The 17,159-nt window shown below is 53.3% G+C and carries 15 protein-coding genes and 7 tRNA genes; 20 read left to right on the top strand and 2 right to left on the bottom strand.

All coding sequences use genetic code 11. From position 1 onward, the window contains the following. The first annotated feature begins 158 nt into the window (after window positions 1-158). From nagB to C7M51_RS02660, 11 genes are all read left to right on the top strand, one after another. Entirely contained in the window at window positions 159-959 is an 801-nt protein-coding gene (gene nagB / locus C7M51_RS02710; protein ID WP_141176979.1) for a glucosamine-6-phosphate deaminase, read from the top strand. 66 nt (window positions 960-1,025) lie between these two features. Beyond that, complete coding sequence (nagA, locus tag C7M51_RS02705; RefSeq protein WP_160620278.1) at window positions 1,026-2,174, top strand: N-acetylglucosamine-6-phosphate deacetylase; 1,149 nt, start codon at window positions 1,026-1,028, stop codon at window positions 2,172-2,174. A 6-nt stretch (window positions 2,175-2,180) separates the two neighbouring features. Further along, a complete protein-coding gene (gene nagC / locus C7M51_RS02700; RefSeq protein WP_160620276.1) occupies window positions 2,181-3,401 on the top strand; it encodes a DNA-binding transcriptional regulator NagC in 1,221 nt (406 codons plus the stop codon). Between the two features lie 296 nt (window positions 3,402-3,697). Beyond that, window positions 3,698-5,362 (top strand): asparagine synthase B, encoded by a 1,665-nt coding sequence (gene asnB, locus C7M51_RS02695; RefSeq protein WP_160620274.1) that lies wholly within the window; start codon window positions 3,698-3,700, stop codon window positions 5,360-5,362. 223 nt (window positions 5,363-5,585) lie between these two features. Continuing rightward, window positions 5,586-5,662: transfer RNA gene (locus C7M51_RS02690), tRNA-Met, on the top strand. Between the two features lie 8 nt (window positions 5,663-5,670). Next, window positions 5,671-5,755, top strand: a tRNA-Leu gene (locus C7M51_RS02685). Between the two features lie 20 nt (window positions 5,756-5,775). After that, a tRNA-Gln gene (locus C7M51_RS02680) sits at window positions 5,776-5,850 on the top strand. Window positions 5,851-5,885: 35 nt separating this feature from the next. After that, window positions 5,886-5,960, top strand: a tRNA-Gln gene (locus C7M51_RS02675). A gap of 24 nt (window positions 5,961-5,984) precedes the next feature. Further along, window positions 5,985-6,061: transfer RNA gene (locus C7M51_RS02670), tRNA-Met, on the top strand. Window positions 6,062-6,067: 6 nt separating this feature from the next. Next, window positions 6,068-6,142: transfer RNA gene (locus C7M51_RS02665), tRNA-Gln, on the top strand. Window positions 6,143-6,168: 26 nt separating this feature from the next. Next, window positions 6,169-6,243, top strand: a tRNA-Gln gene (locus tag C7M51_RS02660). Between the two features lie 87 nt (window positions 6,244-6,330). Here C7M51_RS02660 and ubiF read toward each other — a convergent pair. Then, window positions 6,331-7,503: a 3-demethoxyubiquinol 3-hydroxylase gene (ubiF, locus tag C7M51_RS02655; RefSeq protein ID WP_160620272.1), complete on the bottom strand. Its 1,173-nt coding sequence runs from the start codon at window positions 7,501-7,503 to the stop codon at window positions 6,331-6,333. 175 nt (window positions 7,504-7,678) lie between these two features. On the opposite strand from ubiF, the gene miaB reads away from it, so the two are divergent. The 5 genes from miaB (at window position 7,679) to lnt (ending at window position 13,504) form a co-directional block, all read left to right on the top strand. Next, complete coding sequence (gene miaB, locus C7M51_RS02650) at window positions 7,679-9,103, top strand: tRNA (N6-isopentenyl adenosine(37)-C2)-methylthiotransferase MiaB (RefSeq protein WP_160620270.1); 1,425 nt, start codon at window positions 7,679-7,681, stop codon at window positions 9,101-9,103. A gap of 209 nt (window positions 9,104-9,312) precedes the next feature. Next, on the top strand, window positions 9,313-10,380 hold the full coding sequence (locus tag C7M51_RS02645; RefSeq protein WP_160620268.1) for a PhoH family protein: 1,068 nt from the start codon (window positions 9,313-9,315) through the stop codon (window positions 10,378-10,380). After that, on the top strand, window positions 10,377-10,850 hold the full coding sequence (ybeY, locus tag C7M51_RS02640) for an rRNA maturation RNase YbeY (RefSeq protein WP_160620266.1): 474 nt from the start codon (window positions 10,377-10,379) through the stop codon (window positions 10,848-10,850). Before C7M51_RS02645 ends, ybeY begins: the two co-directional genes overlap by 4 nt. A gap of 78 nt (window positions 10,851-10,928) precedes the next feature. Further along, window positions 10,929-11,807 (top strand): CNNM family magnesium/cobalt transport protein CorC, encoded by an 879-nt coding sequence (gene corC / locus C7M51_RS02635; protein WP_160620264.1) that lies wholly within the window; start codon window positions 10,929-10,931, stop codon window positions 11,805-11,807. A 44-nt stretch (window positions 11,808-11,851) separates the two neighbouring features. After that, window positions 11,852-13,504 (top strand): apolipoprotein N-acyltransferase, encoded by a 1,653-nt coding sequence (gene lnt, locus C7M51_RS02630; RefSeq protein WP_160620262.1) that lies wholly within the window; start codon window positions 11,852-11,854, stop codon window positions 13,502-13,504. 133 nt (window positions 13,505-13,637) lie between these two features. Here the strand turns inward: lnt and C7M51_RS22575 are convergent, their stop codons facing one another. Next, window positions 13,638-13,763 carry a hypothetical protein gene (locus C7M51_RS22575; RefSeq protein ID WP_280116107.1) on the bottom strand — a complete coding sequence of 42 codons (126 nt, stop codon included), beginning with the start codon at window positions 13,761-13,763 and terminating at the stop codon, window positions 13,638-13,640. A 126-nt stretch (window positions 13,764-13,889) separates the two neighbouring features. Between C7M51_RS22575 and C7M51_RS02625 the strand changes: the two genes are divergently transcribed. The 4 genes from C7M51_RS02625 to C7M51_RS02610 all read left to right on the top strand — a co-directional run bounded on the left by C7M51_RS02625 (window position 13,890) and on the right by C7M51_RS02610 (window position 17,085). Next, entirely contained in the window at window positions 13,890-14,786 is an 897-nt protein-coding gene (locus C7M51_RS02625; protein WP_160620260.1) for an amino acid ABC transporter substrate-binding protein, read from the top strand. Window positions 14,787-14,941: 155 nt separating this feature from the next. After that, entirely contained in the window at window positions 14,942-15,682 is a 741-nt protein-coding gene (locus tag C7M51_RS02620) for an amino acid ABC transporter permease (protein ID WP_160620258.1), read from the top strand. Next, the gene (gltK, locus tag C7M51_RS02615; RefSeq protein WP_160620256.1) at window positions 15,682-16,359 is read left to right on the top strand and encodes a glutamate/aspartate ABC transporter permease GltK; all 678 of its coding nucleotides are present in this window, start codon (window positions 15,682-15,684) and stop codon (window positions 16,357-16,359) included. The genes C7M51_RS02620 and gltK overlap by 1 nt, the downstream gene beginning before the upstream one ends. Beyond that, the gene (locus C7M51_RS02610; protein WP_160620255.1) at window positions 16,360-17,085 is read left to right on the top strand and encodes an amino acid ABC transporter ATP-binding protein; all 726 of its coding nucleotides are present in this window, start codon (window positions 16,360-16,362) and stop codon (window positions 17,083-17,085) included. Window positions 17,086-17,159: the final 74 nt, after the last annotated feature.

Below are 17,159 nucleotides of genomic sequence, written 5' to 3'. Positions count from 1 at the left end.
CGGGTAAAGCCTCTGGCTATCGTTGAGAACTTATTTTATGATCTAAAATATCAGGACGGCGCTTCTCTCTGCGGCCAGGATCTGCTCCCTTGCCCTACGCTTAGCACATTGCTCTACCGTCCACCATCGACTTGAATATTGCTTAGACGAGGTAAAATATGAGACTGATTCCTCTGGCGAACGCTTCCCAGGTAGGTAAATGGGCCGCCCGCCATATTGTAAACCGTATCAATGCATTTAAACCCACCGCCGATCGACCTTTCGTTCTTGGTCTGCCAACCGGCGGCACGCCGCTGGAAGCATACAAGCATTTAATTGAAATGCATAAAGCGGGCCAGGTTAGCTTTAAACATGTGGTGACTTTTAACATGGATGAGTATGTCGGTCTGCCGAAAGAACATCCGGAAAGCTACCACAGCTTTATGTATCGAAATTTCTTCGATCACGTTGATATTCCCCGCGAAAACATAAATCTTCTTAATGGAAATGCTGCGGATATTGACGCAGAATGTCGCCAGTATGAAGAAAAGATTCGCGCTTATGGGAAAATCCATCTCTTTATGGGCGGCGTAGGTAACGATGGACACATCGCCTTCAACGAACCGGCTTCCTCACTGGCATCCCGCACCCGTATCAAAACGCTGACGCACGATACCCGCGTAGCTAACTCGCGCTTCTTTGACGGCGACGTTAATCAGGTGCCGAAATATGCCCTGACAGTAGGTGTAGGTACGCTGCTGGACGCGGAAGAAGTGATGATTCTGGTGACCGGGCACGTAAAAGCACAGGCGCTCCAGGCGGCGGTAGAAGGCAACGTCAACCATATGTGGACCATCAGCTGCCTGCAGCTCCATGCTAAAGCCGTGGTGGTGTGCGATGAGCCTGCCACCATGGAACTTAAAGTAAAAACGGTTAAATATTTCCGCGAAATGGAAGCGGAAAATATGCAGGGCCTGTAAGCACCAGAGTTAACCTTCTGTCCGGCAGGAGTGCCGGACAGACGCCGCCTGAGTCGGGAGAATATTATGTACGCTTTAGTGAATGGCCGCCTGTTTACCGGCCACGAAATTCTGGATAATCATGCCGTGGTCATTAAAGACGGCCTGATTGAACGGGTCTGTCCGCACAACGAGCTGCCAGCGCAGTGTGAACAGCGTGACGTGGGCGGCGCAATTGTGTCTCCCGGTTTTATCGACGTTCAGCTTAACGGCTGCGGCGGCGTGCAGTTTAATGACAGTCTCGATGCGCTGAGCCTGGAAACGCTCGCTATTATGCAAAAGGCGAATGAGAAATCGGGCTGCACCAGCTTCCTGCCGACGCTGATTACCAGCTCCGACGAGCTAATGATTCGTGCGGTAGAAGTAATGCAGAGCTGGCTGGCGCTGCATCCACACCAGGCGCTGGGCCTGCATCTTGAAGGACCATGGCTTAGCGTGGCGAAAAAAGGGACGCATCGCGCAGAACTGATCCGCAAACCCGATCCGGCGCTGGTACAGTTTCTGTGCGATAACGCCGCAGCGATTACCAAAATCACGCTGGCACCTGAAATGGTGGATACGCACGTTATCCGCCAGCTGCGTGAGGCCGGTATTATTATCTCTGCCGGACACTCTCACGCCACCTATGCTGAAGCACGTAACGGCTTTGCTGCGGGCATCAGTTTTGCAACACATCTTTATAACGCCATGCCCGCACTGACCGGACGTGAACCTGGCCTGATCGGCGCTCTGCTTGATACGCCTGAAGTCTATTGCGGCATTATTATTGATGGTCTGCACGTGCACTATGCCAACGTGCGTAACGCTAAACGCATTAAGGGAGACAAGCTGGTTTTAGTCACCGATGCAACGGCAGCGGCAGGAGCATCTATTGACCAGTTCATTTTTGCTGGCAAAACAATATACTATCGGGACGGGCTGTGCGTTGATGAAAACGGAACGCTTAGCGGATCGGCGCTGACCATGATCGAGGGAATACGCAACTGCGTTGAACAGGTTGGGATTTCACTGGATGAAGCCCTGAGAATGGCAACGCTTTATCCAGCCCGGGCAATGGGCGTAGATAAGCAGCTGGGTTCAATTGAAGCGGGAAAAGTCGCAAACCTGGCCGTCTTCACGCGTGATTTTCATATCATCAAGACCATCGTTAACGGTAACGAAGTCTTTAGCGAGTAATCATTAATGACCACTGGCGGCCATGCACAAATAGGTAATGTCGATCTTGTAAAGCAGCTAAACAGCGCAGCGGTTTACCGCCTTATCGATCAGCAAGGCCCGATATCCCGCATTCAGATTGCGGAACACAGCCACCTTGCTCCCGCCAGCGTCACGAAGATTACACGCCAGCTTATTGAGCGCGGCCTGATAAAAGAGGTGGACCAGCAGGCGTCCACCGGTGGACGCCGCGCTATCTCTATCATAACTGAAACCCGCAACTTCCATACCATTGGCGTCAGATTGGGGCGCCATGATGCCACGGTAACGCTCTACGATCTGAGCGGCAAATCGCTGGCGGAAGAGCATTACCCGCTGCCGGAGCGCACCCAGGAAACGCTGGAGCACGCGCTGTTTAACGCCATTACCCATTTTAGCGAATCCCACCAGCGCAAGCTGCGCGAGCTAATCGCTATTGCCGTTATCCTGCCGGGACTGGTCGATCCGGATAATGGCGTTATCCGTTATATGCCGCATATTGCGGTGGATAACTGGCCGCTGGTGGCTAACCTACAGCAGCGTTTCAACGTTACCAGCTTCGTCGGGCACGATATTCGCAGCCTGGCACTGGCGGAACACTATTTTGGTGCAAGTCGCGACTGCGCCGACTCCATTCTGGTGCGTCTGCATCGCGGCACCGGAGCAGGCATTATCGCCAATGGACAGATCTTTCTCGGCAGCAACGGCAACGTCGGTGAGATAGGCCATATTCAGGTCGATCCGCTGGGCGAGCGCTGTCATTGCGGTAACTTCGGCTGCCTGGAAACCATCGCCGCCAACGGTGCGCTGGAAAATCGCGTACGTCATCTGTTACAGCAGGGCTATCCCAGTACATTGACGCTGAACGATTGCACTATTCAGACGATCGGCAAGGCAGCGAACCGCGGTGATGCGCTGGCAATGGAAGTCATTGAACATGCCGGACGCTATCTCGGCAAAGCGATCGCCATCGCTATTAATTTATTTAATCCGCAAAAAATCGTGCTGGCAGGGGAAATTACCGAGGCAGAAAAGGTGCTGTTTCCGGCGATCGAGGGCTGCATTAATACTCAGGCGTTAAAGGCGTTCCGCAAAAATTTACCGGTAGTCCGTTCCGCGCTGAATCATCGTTCCGCTATCGGTGCCTTTGCGCTGGCGAAACGTGCCATGCTTAACGGCACTTTACTACAGCATCTGTTAGAAGATTAATCTGCACTAACCAGCCTCCTGCGGCTGGTTTTTTTATCCTGCTCCCCTTCTCCGAAAGCCTGACTTTTATCCGCACCCCGGCATTTTTTGCTGATTCATCAATTTTATGGCCTTTTTATTAGATGAAATTCAATTTTATGCGGAAGCTGTCAATCTTTTTATCAGAAAAATGGGAAACCACTTGCATTGTATGCAGTAAATAGCGCATTTTCATATTCATCACGCAACGACAAACGTTGCGCATCCAACATCACTCAATGACAACATCACCTTGAAGGTGAGATCAGGAGCAGGTTATGTGTTCAATTTTTGGTGTACTCGATCTGAAAAGCGATGCTTCCGAACTGCGTAAAAAAGCGCTGGAGCTTTCCCGTTTAATGCGTCACCGTGGACCGGACTGGTCTGGCGTTTACGCTGACGAACATGCCATTTTGGTTCATGAGCGTCTTTCTATTGTTGACGTAAACAACGGCGCTCAGCCGCTTTACAACGCCGCCCGCACGCATGTGCTGGCCGTCAATGGGGAAATCTATAACCATCAGGCACTGCGCGCAGAGCTGAGCGATCGCTACGAGTTTCAGACCGGCTCCGACTGTGAAGTTATTCTGGCACTTTACCAGGAAAAAGGCGTCGATTTCCTTGACGACCTGCAGGGTATGTTCGCCTTTATTCTCTACGACAGCGAAAAGAAAACCTGGCTGATTGGCCGCGATCATATCGGTATTATTCCGCTTTATATGGGGAACGACGAGCACGGCAACCTGTTTGTCTCTTCAGAAATGAAATCGCTGGTGCCGGTCTGTCGTTCTATTAAAGAATTCCCGCCGGGAAGCTATCTCTCCAGCACCGATGGTGAAATGCGTCGCTACTACCAGCGTGACTGGATGGAGTATCGCAACGTAGCCGATAAGGTCACTGACGCCGCCGCACTGAAAGACGCGCTGGAAGAATCAGTAAAAAGCCACCTGATGTCTGACGTACCTTATGGCGTACTGCTCTCCGGCGGGCTTGATTCCTCAATTATTTCTGCCATCACCAAGCGTTTCGCGGCAAAACGCGTTGAGGATCACGATCAAAGCGAAGCCTGGTGGCCGCAGCTGCACTCTTTCGCCATCGGCCTGGCTGGTTCACCCGATTTACAGGCAGCGAAAAAAGTGGCGGACCATCTCGGCACGGTGCACCACGAACTTCACTTTACCGTGCAGGAAGGGCTGGATGCGATTCGCGACGTGATCTATCACATCGAAACGTATGACGTCACCACCATCCGCGCCTCAACGCCGATGTACCTGATGTCGCGCATGATTAAAGCGATGGGAATCAAAATGGTGCTTTCCGGCGAAGGGGCCGACGAGGTGTTTGGCGGCTATCTTTACTTCCACAAAGCACCGAACGCGCAAGAGTTCCATGATGAAAACGTGCGCAAGCTGCTGGCGCTGCATATGTATGACTGCGCGCGTGCCAACAAATCGATGGCCGCCTGGGGCGTGGAGGCACGCGTGCCTTTCCTCGACAAGAAATTCCTCGACGTGGCGATGAGCATTAACCCGCAGGATAAAATGTGCGGCAGCAACGGCAAAATGGAAAAACACATTCTGCGCGAGTGCTTCTCCTCCTATCTGCCGGAAAGCGTAGTGTGGCGTCAGAAAGAGCAGTTTTCTGATGGCGTCGGCTATAGCTGGATCGATACGCTGAAAGAAGTGGCGCAGCAGCAGGTAAGCGATCAGCAGCTACAGACCGCTCACTATCGCTTCCCGTACAACACGCCGACGTCTAAAGAGGGCTACCTCTATCGTGAGATCTTTGAAGAGCTGTTCCCGCTGCCGAGCGCGGCAGAATGCGTACCGGGCGGCCCTTCCGTCGCCTGCTCTTCTGCTAAAGCGATTGAATGGGACGAAGCCTTCAAAAAAATGGACGATCCGTCAGGCCGCGCGGTTGGCGTGCACCAGTCCGCCTACTAACCTGTTCGCCTTTAGCGCAACGTAATTCGGGCCTTTACGGCCCGTTCTTTATTGCTTCTGCTGCAGTTACGATCAAAAATTGTCTTTTTTCTCATCATGCTGGTTATAAGCCAGTCAAACGATGCGGGAACAAGGAAAAACGGCAAAAAACTTGTTGACGCTGTTGAGCGCAATACGCATAATGCGCCCCGCAACGCCGATGAAGGTAACGCGAAAAAAAGATGGCTACGTAGCTCAGCTGGTTAGAGCACATCACTCATAATGATGGGGTCACAGGTTCAAATCCCGTCGTAGCCACCATCTTTTTTGCGGGAGTGGCGAAATTGGTAGACGCACCAGATTTAGGTTCTGGCGCCGCAAGGTGTGCGAGTTCAAGTCTCGCCTCCCGCACCATTTTAGTCATCGGCAGCGGATGGGGTATCGCCAAGCGGTAAGGCACCGGTTTTTGATACCGGCATTCCCTGGTTCGAATCCAGGTACCCCAGCCATCATTCTGGTGTAACACAGATACGTGTTCGGATATTGGGATATCGCCAAGCGGTAAGGCACCGGTTTTTGATACCGGCATTCCCTGGTTCGAATCCAGGTATCCCAGCCACACCAGAATGAAGCAGTGAAGTCTGGCTACGTAGCTCAGCTGGTTAGAGCACATCACTCATAATGATGGGGTCACAGGTTCAAATCCCGTCGTAGCCACCAATTTATTGGGGTATCGCCAAGCGGTAAGGCACCGGATTCTGATTCCGGCATTCCGAGGTTCGAATCCTCGTACCCCAGCCAATTACAAACTGTTTATCCCAATTTATTGGGGTGTCGCCAAGCGGTAAGGCACCGGATTCTGATTCCGGCATTCCGGGGTTCGAATCCCTGCACCCCAGCCAAACAGTGTGAAAAAGCCCGCTTTTGCGGGCTTTTTTGCGTCTGCGATTCAGCTCTTTTAACGGGCAGGTTTCCCTGCCCGCTCAAATTTACAGTCCTAACGCGTAACGCAATGCCTGACGCTTCAACACACCCGCGCGCTCCGCCGCCATTAATCCGACGTTACGCAGTAGCCGTAGCGGCACCAGGCGATTACTGAAGGTAAAATAGAAGAAATCCATACCGCTCTGCATCAGCAAATTATCCCGCTGACGCTGACGCTGATAACGCAACAGCACGCGCTCGGAAGCCCAGTCTTCGGCCTGATTACGCGCCGTGGTCAACACATCGATTAGCGCATCAACATCGCGATAGCCGAGATTAACCCCCTGCCCCGCGAGCGGATTGATGGTATGTGCCGCATCGCCTACCAACGCTACGCCTGGCAGCACATAGCGGCTGGCGTGGCGGCGTACCAGTGGGAAGGAAGCCGCCTGATGGACGCGAAAGCGCCCCAGACGCGCCGGGAAGCAGCGGGCGACCTCTTTTTCCAGCTGCTCCGGCGGCAGCGCCTGTAGCTGACGGATGCGCGCCGGGCTGTCATACCAGACCAGTGAGGCCCAGCGGCCATAAAGCGGCAGCAGCGCGTGCGGGCCGTCAGGCGTAAAATGCTGCCAGGTGGTATCGCCTGCCTCACGCTCCAGTTCGACACTAATCAACATGCAGGACTGACTGTAATTCCAGCCCTGAATGCCGATACCGGTCAGCTGACGTATCTGCGAATTCGCCCCGTCAGCGCCGATTACCAGCCGGGCAGTAAGCTGCTGCCCTTCCTCCAGCGTCAGCCGCCAGCCGCCATTATATTGCTCAAGCGTCGATAATTTTGCCGGTGCGAACAGCGTTACCGGTTGCTGTTGCAATCGCTGCCATAGCGCCAGTTGCAGCACATTATTCTCGACCATGTAACCTAACTCCGGCAGCCCCAGGCTCTGCGCATCAAACTGCACCCGCGCTGTCTGCCACTCCCAGGTTTCCAGGCGACGATAAGGTGCACAGCGCATCTGCATCACGCCGGGCCACGCCTCCAGCTCTTTTAATAACGCGACCGAGGCGCAGCCGATAGCCGAAATGCGAATATCGGGCGGTGCCTCCGGATGAAACGCGGGCGGCGTATCACGCTCCAGCACCGCCACCTGAAAGCCCTGCTGCGTCAGCCCGCTGGCCAACGCCGCGCCAACCATACCTCCGCCAACCACGGCGATATCAACCTGCGTTTGGTGCATATATTTTTCCTTCTGTGTCCTGCCGTCTCGCTGTGACAGGTCAGCAAATCATTCAGATTAAAGTGTACCGGAAAATCATCGGAAAACAGAAAAGCATGGAGGCTGGTCACAACAGCAGCAAAGCATTACAATACGCGCCCTGCAATCCTTCCTGCACTGATAAATGGCAAGTTAGATGAGTAAAAAACTGCATATCAAAACCTGGGGCTGTCAGATGAACGAATACGATTCATCTAAAATGGCTGACCTGCTGGAGAGTACGCACGGCTATACCCTCACGGAAGTGGCGGAAGAAGCTGATGTTCTGCTGCTCAATACCTGCTCCATTCGCGAAAAGGCACAGGAAAAGGTCTTCCATCAGCTGGGACGCTGGAAAACGCTGAAAGAGCGCAACCCTGACCTGATTATTGGCGTGGGTGGCTGCGTCGCCTCGCAGGAAGGTGACCATATTCGTCAGCGCGCCAGTTACGTCGATATCGTGTTTGGCCCGCAAACGCTGCATCGCCTGCCGGAAATGATCAACACCGTGAGCGGTTCAAAAAGCCCGGTAGTGGATATCAGCTTCCCGGAAATTGAAAAATTCGACCGCCTGCCGGAGCCACGAGCCGAAGGACCGACGGCGTTCGTCTCCATCATGGAAGGCTGTAATAAATATTGCACCTTCTGCGTGGTGCCCTATACGCGCGGCGAAGAAGTCAGCCGTCCCTGCGACGATATTCTGCTGGAGATCGCTCAGCTGGCGGCACAGGGCGTGCGTGAAGTCAACCTGCTCGGTCAGAATGTGAACGCTTACCGCGGCGCAACCTATGATGATGGTATCTGCACCTTTGCTGAACTGCTGCGCCTGGTCGCCGCGATTGACGGTATCGACCGCATCCGCTTTACCACCAGCCACCCGATCGAGTTTACTGACGATATCGTTGACGTTTATCGCGATACGCCGGAGCTGGTGAGCTTCCTGCATCTGCCGGTACAGAGCGGTTCAGATCGCATTCTGACGATGATGAAGCGTGCTCATACCGCGCTGGAATACAAAGCGATCATTCGCAAGCTGAAAGAAGCGCGTCCTGACATTCAAATCAGTTCCGACTTTATCATCGGCTTCCCCGGCGAAACGCAGGACGACTTTGAGAAAACCATGAAGCTGATCGCCGACGTTAACTTCGATATGAGCTTCAGCTTCATCTACTCGGCGCGTCCGGGTACGCCCGCAGCCGATCTGCCGGATGACGTTAGCGAAGATGAGAAGAAGCAGCGTCTCTACATCTTGCAGGATCGCATCAACCAGCAGGCAATGGCGTGGAGCCGCCGCATGATGGGTACCGTTCAGCGTATCCTGGTGGAAGGTACGTCGCGTAAAAGCGTGATGGAGCTTTCCGGGCGCACCGAAAACAACCGCGTGGTAAATTTTGAAGGCACGCCGGACATGATCGGTAAATTCGTCGATGTGGAAATTGTTGATGTCTACCCTAACTCACTGCGCGGCGTGGTGGTACGCACCGAAGATCAAATGGGCCTGCGCGTAACGGAAAGCCCGGCTTCAGTCATTGCGCGTACGCGTAAAGAGAACGACATCGGTGTAGGCATCTATCAGCCTTGATCGATCTTCCTTTTGCGGCGGACATTCCTGGTCCGCCGCTCAATTTCACGCCATTACACTTGCTTTCTGAAAGCTGCGCCCAAATATCCGCTTTATGGCTTGCGCCTTTCTGTCATGACATAAATACTTCGGCTATAGCATGTCTGCCAGTCAGGCAGCATAAACCCTGTGACTTCTCAACCTGGCCCTGAGTGACCCAAAGGATTAGTTTGAATATTGAAACTCGCGAAATAGTGTTAGAACCTGCGGATAATCACCGTTTGCAGAGCCTGTGCGGTCCTTTCGACGATAACATCAAGCAGCTTGAGCGTCGTTTAGGCATCGAAATCAGCCACCGTGACCATAGCTTTAGGCTGGTTGGGCGCGCCATTTGCGTCAATGCTGCTGTCGATATCCTGCGCAATCTTTACGTCGATACCGCGCCGGCACGCGGCGTTATCCCTGATATCGAGCCGGAACAGATTCACCTGGCCATTAAAGAGAGTCGTGTGCTGGAGCAAACGGCGGAAAGCGTGCCGGAATATGGCAAAGCGGTAAATATCAAGACCAAACGCGGCGTAATCAAGCCGCGCACACCGAACCAGGCGCAGTATATTGCGCATATTCTCGATCATGATATTACTTTCGGCGTTGGACCGGCAGGTACCGGTAAAACGTACCTGGCGGTAGCAGCGGCGGTAGATGCGCTGGAACGTCAGGAGATACGCCGTATCCTGCTGACGCGGCCGGCTGTCGAGGCGGGTGAAAAACTGGGCTTTCTGCCGGGCGATTTAAGTCAGAAAGTGGATCCCTATTTACGTCCGCTGTATGACGCCCTGTTTGAAATGCTGGGCTTTGAGCGCGTCGAAAAACTGATGGAGCGCAACGTGATCGAAGTTGCACCGCTGGCTTATATGCGCGGTCGTACGCTGAACGATGCCTTTATCATTCTCGATGAGAGCCAGAACACCACTATCGAACAGATGAAGATGTTCTTGACCCGCATCGGCTTTAACTCAAAAGCGGTGATTACTGGCGATATCACTCAGATCGACCTGCCACGCAACGCCAAATCCGGCCTGCGCCATGCGATCGAAGTGCTGTCAGATGTAGAAGAGATTAGCTTTAACTTCTTCCATAGCGAAGACGTGGTACGCCATCCAGTGGTCGCCCGTATCGTTACCGCCTATGAGGCGTGGGAAGAAGCCGATCAAAAACGACGCGACAGACTGGCGGAAGAGCGTAAACGCGAAGCGCTGGCAGCGCAGGCTGTACAGGCAACACAGGAATCTAAATGAGTCAGGTGATTCTCGATTTACAGCTCGCCTGTGAGCAAACGGAAGGTTTGCCAGGCGAGAATGATTTTCGTCGCTGGCTGGAGGCGGTGCTATCGCAGTTTCAGCCGGAAAGCGAAGTAACTATTCGCATCGTAGACGAAGCGGAAAGCCATGAGTTAAACATGACTTATCGCGGCAAGGATAAGCCGACCAACGTGCTCTCCTTCCCGTTTGAAGCACCGCCCGGCATAGAGCTGCCGCTGTTAGGCGATCTGGTGATTTGTCGCCAGGTTGTTGAACGCGAAGCGCAGGAGCAGGAAAAAGCGCCGGAAGCGCACTGGGCGCACATGGTTATCCACGGCAGCCTGCACCTGCTCGGTTATGACCACATTGAAGATGATGAAGCCGAAGAGATGGAATCGCTGGAGACCGAGATAATGCTTGCTCTTGGCTATCCCGATCCGTACATTTCGGAGAAAGAGGTGCCTTAAACGGCTGCCTGTTATTAACTCCTGCCGACCCATGTCGGCAGGCCGATACTTATAAAGAGAGACCCATACCAGAACGCCATGAGCGACGACCATTCACAAAACAGCGACAGTCCCAGTAGTAAAAAGGGATTTTTCTCCCTCATTCTCAACCAGCTTTTTCATGGTGAGCCGAAGAACCGTGAAGAGCTGCTGGAACTCATTCGTGATTCCGAACAGAACGAGCTGATTGACCAGGATACCCGCGACATGCTGGAAGGCGTCATGGATATCGCCGAACAGCGCGTACGCGATATTATGATTCCCCGCTCGCAGATGATTACGCTGAAACGCAATCAGAGCCTTGAAGAGTGCCTGCAGGTGATTATTGAATCTGCCCACTCTCGCTTCCCGGTGATCAGCGAAGACAAAGATCACGTGGAAGGCATTCTGATGGCGAAGGACCTGCTGCCGTTTATGAGCAGCGAATCTGAACCTTTCAGTATGGAAAAAGTGCTGCGTCCGGCGGTGGTGGTACCTGAAAGCAAGCGCGTGGATCGCATGCTGAAAGAGTTCCGTTCACAGCGCTATCACATGGCGATTGTGATCGATGAATTCGGCGGCGTATCCGGCCTGGTCACCATTGAAGATATTCTTGAGCTGATTGTGGGCGAAATCGAAGATGAATATGACGATGAAGAAGATCGCGATATTCGTCAGCTCAGCCGCCATACCTATACCATTCGTGCGCTGACGCCGATTGAAGATTTCAATGAGGTCTTTGAGACGCATTTCAGCGATGAAGAGGTGGATACCATCGGCGGACTGGTCATGCAGGGTTTTGGGCATCTGCCTGCACGCGGTGAAAGCATCGAAATCGAAGGCTATCAGTTTAGAGTCGCTATGGCTGACAGCCGCCGCATCATTCAGGTTCATGTCAAAATACCAGAAGACGCGCCGTTGCCGACGCTGGAAGAATAACGCATTTATGGCTGTTGCCTCCATTCTGGATAGATAACACGACTATGGCTATCGCCTCTTTTTATGCCCGTCAGCAGGTTCGCCTGCTGCTGGCTCTGTTAACCGGTGCTGTCGGCACGCTGGCGTTTTCTCCTTATGATTTCTGGCCCGCCGCGTTGATATCGCTGATTGGGCTACAGGCGTTAACGCTGCACCGCACCACGTCGCAGGCGGCAGCTATCGGCTTTGCCTGGGGATTTGGGCTGTTTGGCAGCGGTGTTAACTGGGTTTACGTCAGTATCGCCACCTTTGGTGGTATGCCCGGCCCGGTTAACGTGCTGTTGGTGATATTGCTGGCGGCTTATCTGGCGCTTTATCCGCTCCTGTTTGCCGCGGTTCTTAATCGTCTTCGCCCACAGGCCACGCCGCTGCGGTTCCTTCTGTTGGCCCCGGTAATCTGGCAGCTCAGCGAGTTTTTACGTGGCTGGATCCTTACCGGTTTTCCCTGGCTACAGTTTGGCTACAGCCAGATCGATGGCCCGCTGAAAGGGCTGGCACCACTGGCGGGCGTTGAGACCATTACGTTCGTGCTGATGATCGTTGCGGGCCTGGTTGTCTATGCCTTCTCCCAGCTTTTTCTTTATATCCGCCTACAGCGCCTTATTCATTTTCTGCCGCGTAAGCGGATAGCCAGTTTCAGGCAGGTTAACTATCTGGGGCGCTTAAAAGTGCGTCAGCGTAAGCGCTTACCGCGTCTGGCACTCTCTCTGGTCGCCGCGCTGGCATTGCTGCTGCTGCCCTGGCCGCTGCGTTATATCAGCTGGTTCCAGCCACAGCCTTCACGAGCCGTTAATGTTGCGCTGGTGCAGGGCAATATTCCACAGATGCTGAAATGGGATCCGGAACAGCTACGCAATACGTTGCGCATCTACGGAGAAAACAGCCGTCCATTCGTTGGCAACGCGCCACTGATTATCTGGCCTGAATCAGCGATATCCGATCTCGAAGTTAATCAGCAGCCGTACCTGCATGCTATGGACGAGGCGCTGCGCGCCGGTCATTCCACATTGATAACCGGTATTGTTGATTCGCGCCTGGAGAGCAACCGCTACCACGATTACAACTCGGTCATTGTGCTGGGTGCCGATCGCCCCTATGACTACAACGGTGGCAATCGCTATCAGAAAAACCATCTGGTGCCGTTTGGTGAATTCGTGCCGCTGGAAACGCTGCTGCGCCCGCTGGCACCGTTCTTCGATCTGCCGATGTCCTCCTTTAGCCGTGGCGACTATATTCAGCCGCAGCTGAAAGCGGCGGGCTATCATCTGACTACCGCAATTTGCTACGAAATCGTGCTGGGACAGCAGGTAAGGGATAATCTTCGTCCCGATACCGATTTCCTGTTAACCGTCTCTAATGACGCCTGGTTTGGTCACTCCATCGGCCCGTGGCAACATTTTCAGATGGCGCGAATGCGCGCGCTGGAACTGGGTCGACCGCTGTTACGCAGCACCAATAATGGAGTGACAGCGGTGGTTGGCGCCGATGGCGTGGTACAAAGCATTATTCCACAGTTTACGCGTCAGACGCTGGAGGCCCGCGTTACGCCAACTACCGGCCTGACGCCCTATGCCCGTACCGGTAATCTGACGGTATGGCTGATTACCTTGCTGTTTACGCTGGTTGCCTTAGTGACAGTTTTCCGCAAACGCCGCTAACAACGACAGGCGAAGCGATCTGCTTCGCCTGTTTTCTCTCTCTTCCCCTTTCATAAGACCGACACACTCCTGACATAAGGTTAATGGCATAGCCCTTGCATTAGTTTATTAGCGAAGCCGTAATGCTGCTCTGTTAGCGATAAAGATCCGGTTCCATGCCCTCTTTTTGCGCACCCGATGCCCTGATATGGGGCATCACTGCCAGAATGCGTAAATTTGGTGCGGCGGACTTCGCAAAAAAGAAACTTTTTTGTTTCATTGCGTTAACATTCCGCTATGTTAAAGGCTGTTCAGACCCGTTCTGGAAGCGCAGGAAAGGCGGCTGGCCATAAATATTATTCACCCGATCGCAGATTGGGTGTCCAAAAGATGAAGGAGTTGGAACATGCAGATGCGTAAAGCGGCGCTGTCTCTTCTGTTGCTGGGTGCAGTAACAGGCGCAGCCCAGGCAGAAGAACTCACCGGCACGCTGAAAAAAATCAATGATAATGGCGTTATTGTTGTCGGCCACCGTGAATCTTCCGTTCCCTTTTCTTACTACGATAACCAGCAGAAAGTGGTGGGCTATTCACAGGCCTATTCAAACGCCATCGTTGATGCCATTAAGGCAAAGCTGAATAAGCCGAATTTACAGGTAAAAATGTTGCCCGTTTCCTCGCAGAACCGTATCCCGCTACTGCAGAACGGCACCTATGATTTTGAGTGTGGCTCAACCACCAATAACCTTGAGCGCCAGAAACAGGCCGCCTTTTCCAACACGGTATTTGTAATCGGCACGCGTTTGTTGGTGAAAAAAGGCAGCCCGATTAAAGATTTCTCCGATCTGAAAGGCAAAACCGTAGTGGTTACTTCCGGTACCACCTCGGAGGTGCTGCTGCATAAACTCAACGATGAGCAGAAGCTGGAAATGCGCATCATCAGCGCGAAAGATCATGGCGATTCCTTCCGCACGCTGGAAACCGGGCGTGCCGTCGCCTTTATGATGGATGATGCTCTGCTGGCCGGTGAACGCGCCAAGGCAAAGAAACCGGATAACTGGGAAATTGTTGGTACGCCGCAGTCGAAAGAAGCGTATGGCTGCATGCTGCGTAAAGACGATCCGGCCTTTAAATCGCTGGTGGATGAAACTATTGCCAAAGTGCAAACCTCAGGCCAGGCGGAAAAATGGTTCGATACCTGGTTTAAACAGCCAATTCCGCCAAAAAACCTCAACATGAACTTTGCGCTTTCTGACGACATGAAAGCCTTGTTCAAGACCCCGAATGATAAAGCGTTAAATTAACGATAACGAAAACAGGGGCGGCCTGCCGCCCACTCGATTGTTGAAAACAGGCTCGGACAGACAAGCGCCGCCGGTCGTTCCCCGGCAGGCGTTACATTAGAGCCTCTCATCAATCTTCAGGGTAGCTTAGCTACCCTTTTTTACCGGAGTTTGTTATGGGTATTAACTGGAACTGGGGCATTTTTTTCGAACAGGCACCGTTTGGAAACACCACCTATCTCGGCTGGCTATTGTCCGGCTTGCAAACCACCCTTGTCGTTTCACTCAGCGCCTGGATCATCGCTTTTTTCGTCGGCTCATTCTTTGGCATTCTGCGCACGACGCCCAGCCGCCTGCTTTCGGCAATTGGCACCTGCTACGTGGAACTGTTTCGTAATATTCCGCTGATCGTTCAGTTCTTCTTTTGGTATCTGGTAGCACCAGAGCTGGTAGGCGAAGATCTGGGGATGTGGTTTAAATCTGAACTGAATCCCAATCTACAGTTCTTCCTTTCGTCCACTATCTGTCTCGGCCTGTTTACCGCCGCGCGCGTTTGCGAGCAGGTGCGTGCGGCGATTCAGTCTCTGCCGCGTGGTCAGCGCAATGCGGGGCTGGCGCTGGGCCTGACGCTGCCGCAGACCTATCGTTATGTGCTGCTGCCCAATGCTTATCGGGTGATCGTACCGCCGATGACCTCGGAAATGCTCAATCTGGTAAAGAACTCCGCTATCGCTTCCACTATCGGCCTGGTGGATATGGCGGCACAGGCGGGCAAGCTGCTCGATTACTCCGCTCACGCCTATGAATCCTTTACTGCCATTACGCTCGCCTATATCGCCATCAATCTGGTGATTATGCTGGTAATGAGCATTGTAGAGCGTCGGGTACGCCTGCCGGGCAATATGGGGAGCAAATAATGTACGAATTTGACTGGAGTTCTGTTGTTCCCAGCCTGCCCTATCTCCTCAGCGGGCTGGTGATTACGCTCAAAATTACCGTCACGGCGGTAGTGTTTGGCATTCTCTGGGGCACGCTGCTGGCAATGATGCGCCTTTCAACCTTTGCGCCCATTAGCTGGTTTGCCAGGCTGTACGTCAACCTGTTTCGCTCCGTCCCGCTGGTTATGGTGCTACTCTGGTTCTACCTGGTAGTGCCCAGTTTCTTACAGCAGGTGCTGGGGCTGTCGCCTAAAACGGATATCCGCCTGATTTCCGCCATGGTGGCCTTTTCACTGTTCGAAGCGGCTTACTATGCGGAAATTATTCGCGCCGGTATTCAGAGCATATCGCGCGGGCAGTCCAGTGCGGGTCTGGCGCTCGGCATGACGCCTTTCCAGACCATGCGGTTGATTATTCTGCCGCAGGCCTTTCGCGCCATGGTGCCGCTGCTGCTCACCCAGGGCATCGTGCTGTTTCAGGATACCTCTCTGGTTTACGTGCTCAGCCTCGCCGATTTTTTCCGTACCGCCTCCACTATCGGCGAACGTGACGGCACCCAGGTTGAGATGATTCTGTTCGCCGGTCTGGTCTATTTCGTTATCAGTATTAGCGCCTCTACGCTGGTCAGCTATCTAAAAAGAAAAAGGACGGTATAAATGATTACCCTGAAAAATGTTTCGAAGTGGTATGGTCACTTTCAGGTGCTGACCGAATGCTCAACTCAGGTGCAAAAAGGCGAAGTCGTGGTGGTTTGCGGTCCTTCCGGTTCCGGCAAATCAACGCTGATAAAAACGGTTAACGGTCTGGAGCCGATCCAGCAGGGCAGTATCGAAGTCAACGGCATCCAGCTCAACGATAAAAAAACCAACCTGGCACAGCTGCGCGCTAAAGTCGGTATGGTTTTCCAGCATTTTGAACTGTTTCCTCATCTGAGTATTGTAGAGAACCTGACGCTGGCACAGATTAAAGTGTTAAAACGCAACAAGGACGCCGCGCGTGAAAAAGGGCTGAAGCTGCTGACGCGTGTTGGCCTCGCGGCCCATGCCAATAAATTTCCCGGCCAGCTTTCCGGCGGGCAGCAGCAGCGCGTGGCGATAGCCCGTGCGCTCTGCATGGATCCGGTAGCGATGCTGTTTGATGAGCCGACATCCGCCCTTGATCCGGAAATGATAAATGAAGTGCTGGATGTAATGGTCGAGCTGGCGCACGAAGGTATGACGATGATGGTCGTCACCCATGAGATGGGTTTCGCACGCAAGGTAGCAAACCGGGTAATCTTTATGGATGAGGGCAGAATCGTTGAGGATACGCGAAAAGAAGACTTTTTTGCCGATCCCCGCTCGGAGCGCGCCAAAGATTTTCTGGCAAAAATCCTGCATTAGTATTAAAGGCGGCCTGCTGGCCGCCTCCAACCACGTCCGACAACAGATGAAATAGCCCGCTATCTTCCAGCCGC

This window comes from Mixta intestinalis (genome assembly GCF_009914055.1).
Lineage (GTDB): Bacteria > Pseudomonadota > Gammaproteobacteria > Enterobacterales > Enterobacteriaceae > Mixta > Mixta intestinalis.
The sequence above is the reverse complement of the archived record's forward strand: the minus strand, read 5'-3'. Positions and strand labels throughout refer to the sequence as shown.

What these genes read in the sequence shown, in the direction of transcription:
- nagB (WP_141176979.1), top strand. Translation starts at nt 159, where the DNA reads ATGAGACTGATTCCTCTGGCGAACGCTTCCCAGGTAGGTAAATGGGCC.
- nagA (WP_160620278.1), top strand. Translation starts at nt 1,026, where the DNA reads ATGTACGCTTTAGTGAATGGCCGCCTGTTTACCGGCCACGAAATTCTG.
- nagC (WP_160620276.1), top strand. Translation starts at nt 2,181, where the DNA reads ATGACCACTGGCGGCCATGCACAAATAGGTAATGTCGATCTTGTAAAG.
- asnB (WP_160620274.1), top strand. Translation starts at nt 3,698, where the DNA reads ATGTGTTCAATTTTTGGTGTACTCGATCTGAAAAGCGATGCTTCCGAA.
- ubiF (WP_160620272.1), bottom strand. Translation starts at nt 7,503, where the DNA reads ATGCACCAAACGCAGGTTGATATCGCCGTGGTTGGCGGAGGTATGGTT.
- miaB (WP_160620270.1), top strand. Translation starts at nt 7,679, where the DNA reads ATGAGTAAAAAACTGCATATCAAAACCTGGGGCTGTCAGATGAACGAA.
- ybeY (WP_160620266.1), top strand. Translation starts at nt 10,377, where the DNA reads ATGAGTCAGGTGATTCTCGATTTACAGCTCGCCTGTGAGCAAACGGAA.
- corC (WP_160620264.1), top strand. Translation starts at nt 10,929, where the DNA reads ATGAGCGACGACCATTCACAAAACAGCGACAGTCCCAGTAGTAAAAAG.
- lnt (WP_160620262.1), top strand. Translation starts at nt 11,852, where the DNA reads ATGGCTATCGCCTCTTTTTATGCCCGTCAGCAGGTTCGCCTGCTGCTG.
- C7M51_RS22575 (WP_280116107.1), bottom strand. Translation starts at nt 13,763, where the DNA reads ATGAAACAAAAAAGTTTCTTTTTTGCGAAGTCCGCCGCACCAAATTTA.
- C7M51_RS02625 (WP_160620260.1), top strand. Translation starts at nt 13,890, where the DNA reads ATGCAGATGCGTAAAGCGGCGCTGTCTCTTCTGTTGCTGGGTGCAGTA.
- C7M51_RS02620 (WP_160620258.1), top strand. Translation starts at nt 14,942, where the DNA reads ATGGGTATTAACTGGAACTGGGGCATTTTTTTCGAACAGGCACCGTTT.
- gltK (WP_160620256.1), top strand. Translation starts at nt 15,682, where the DNA reads ATGTACGAATTTGACTGGAGTTCTGTTGTTCCCAGCCTGCCCTATCTC.
- C7M51_RS02610 (WP_160620255.1), top strand. Translation starts at nt 16,360, where the DNA reads ATGATTACCCTGAAAAATGTTTCGAAGTGGTATGGTCACTTTCAGGTG.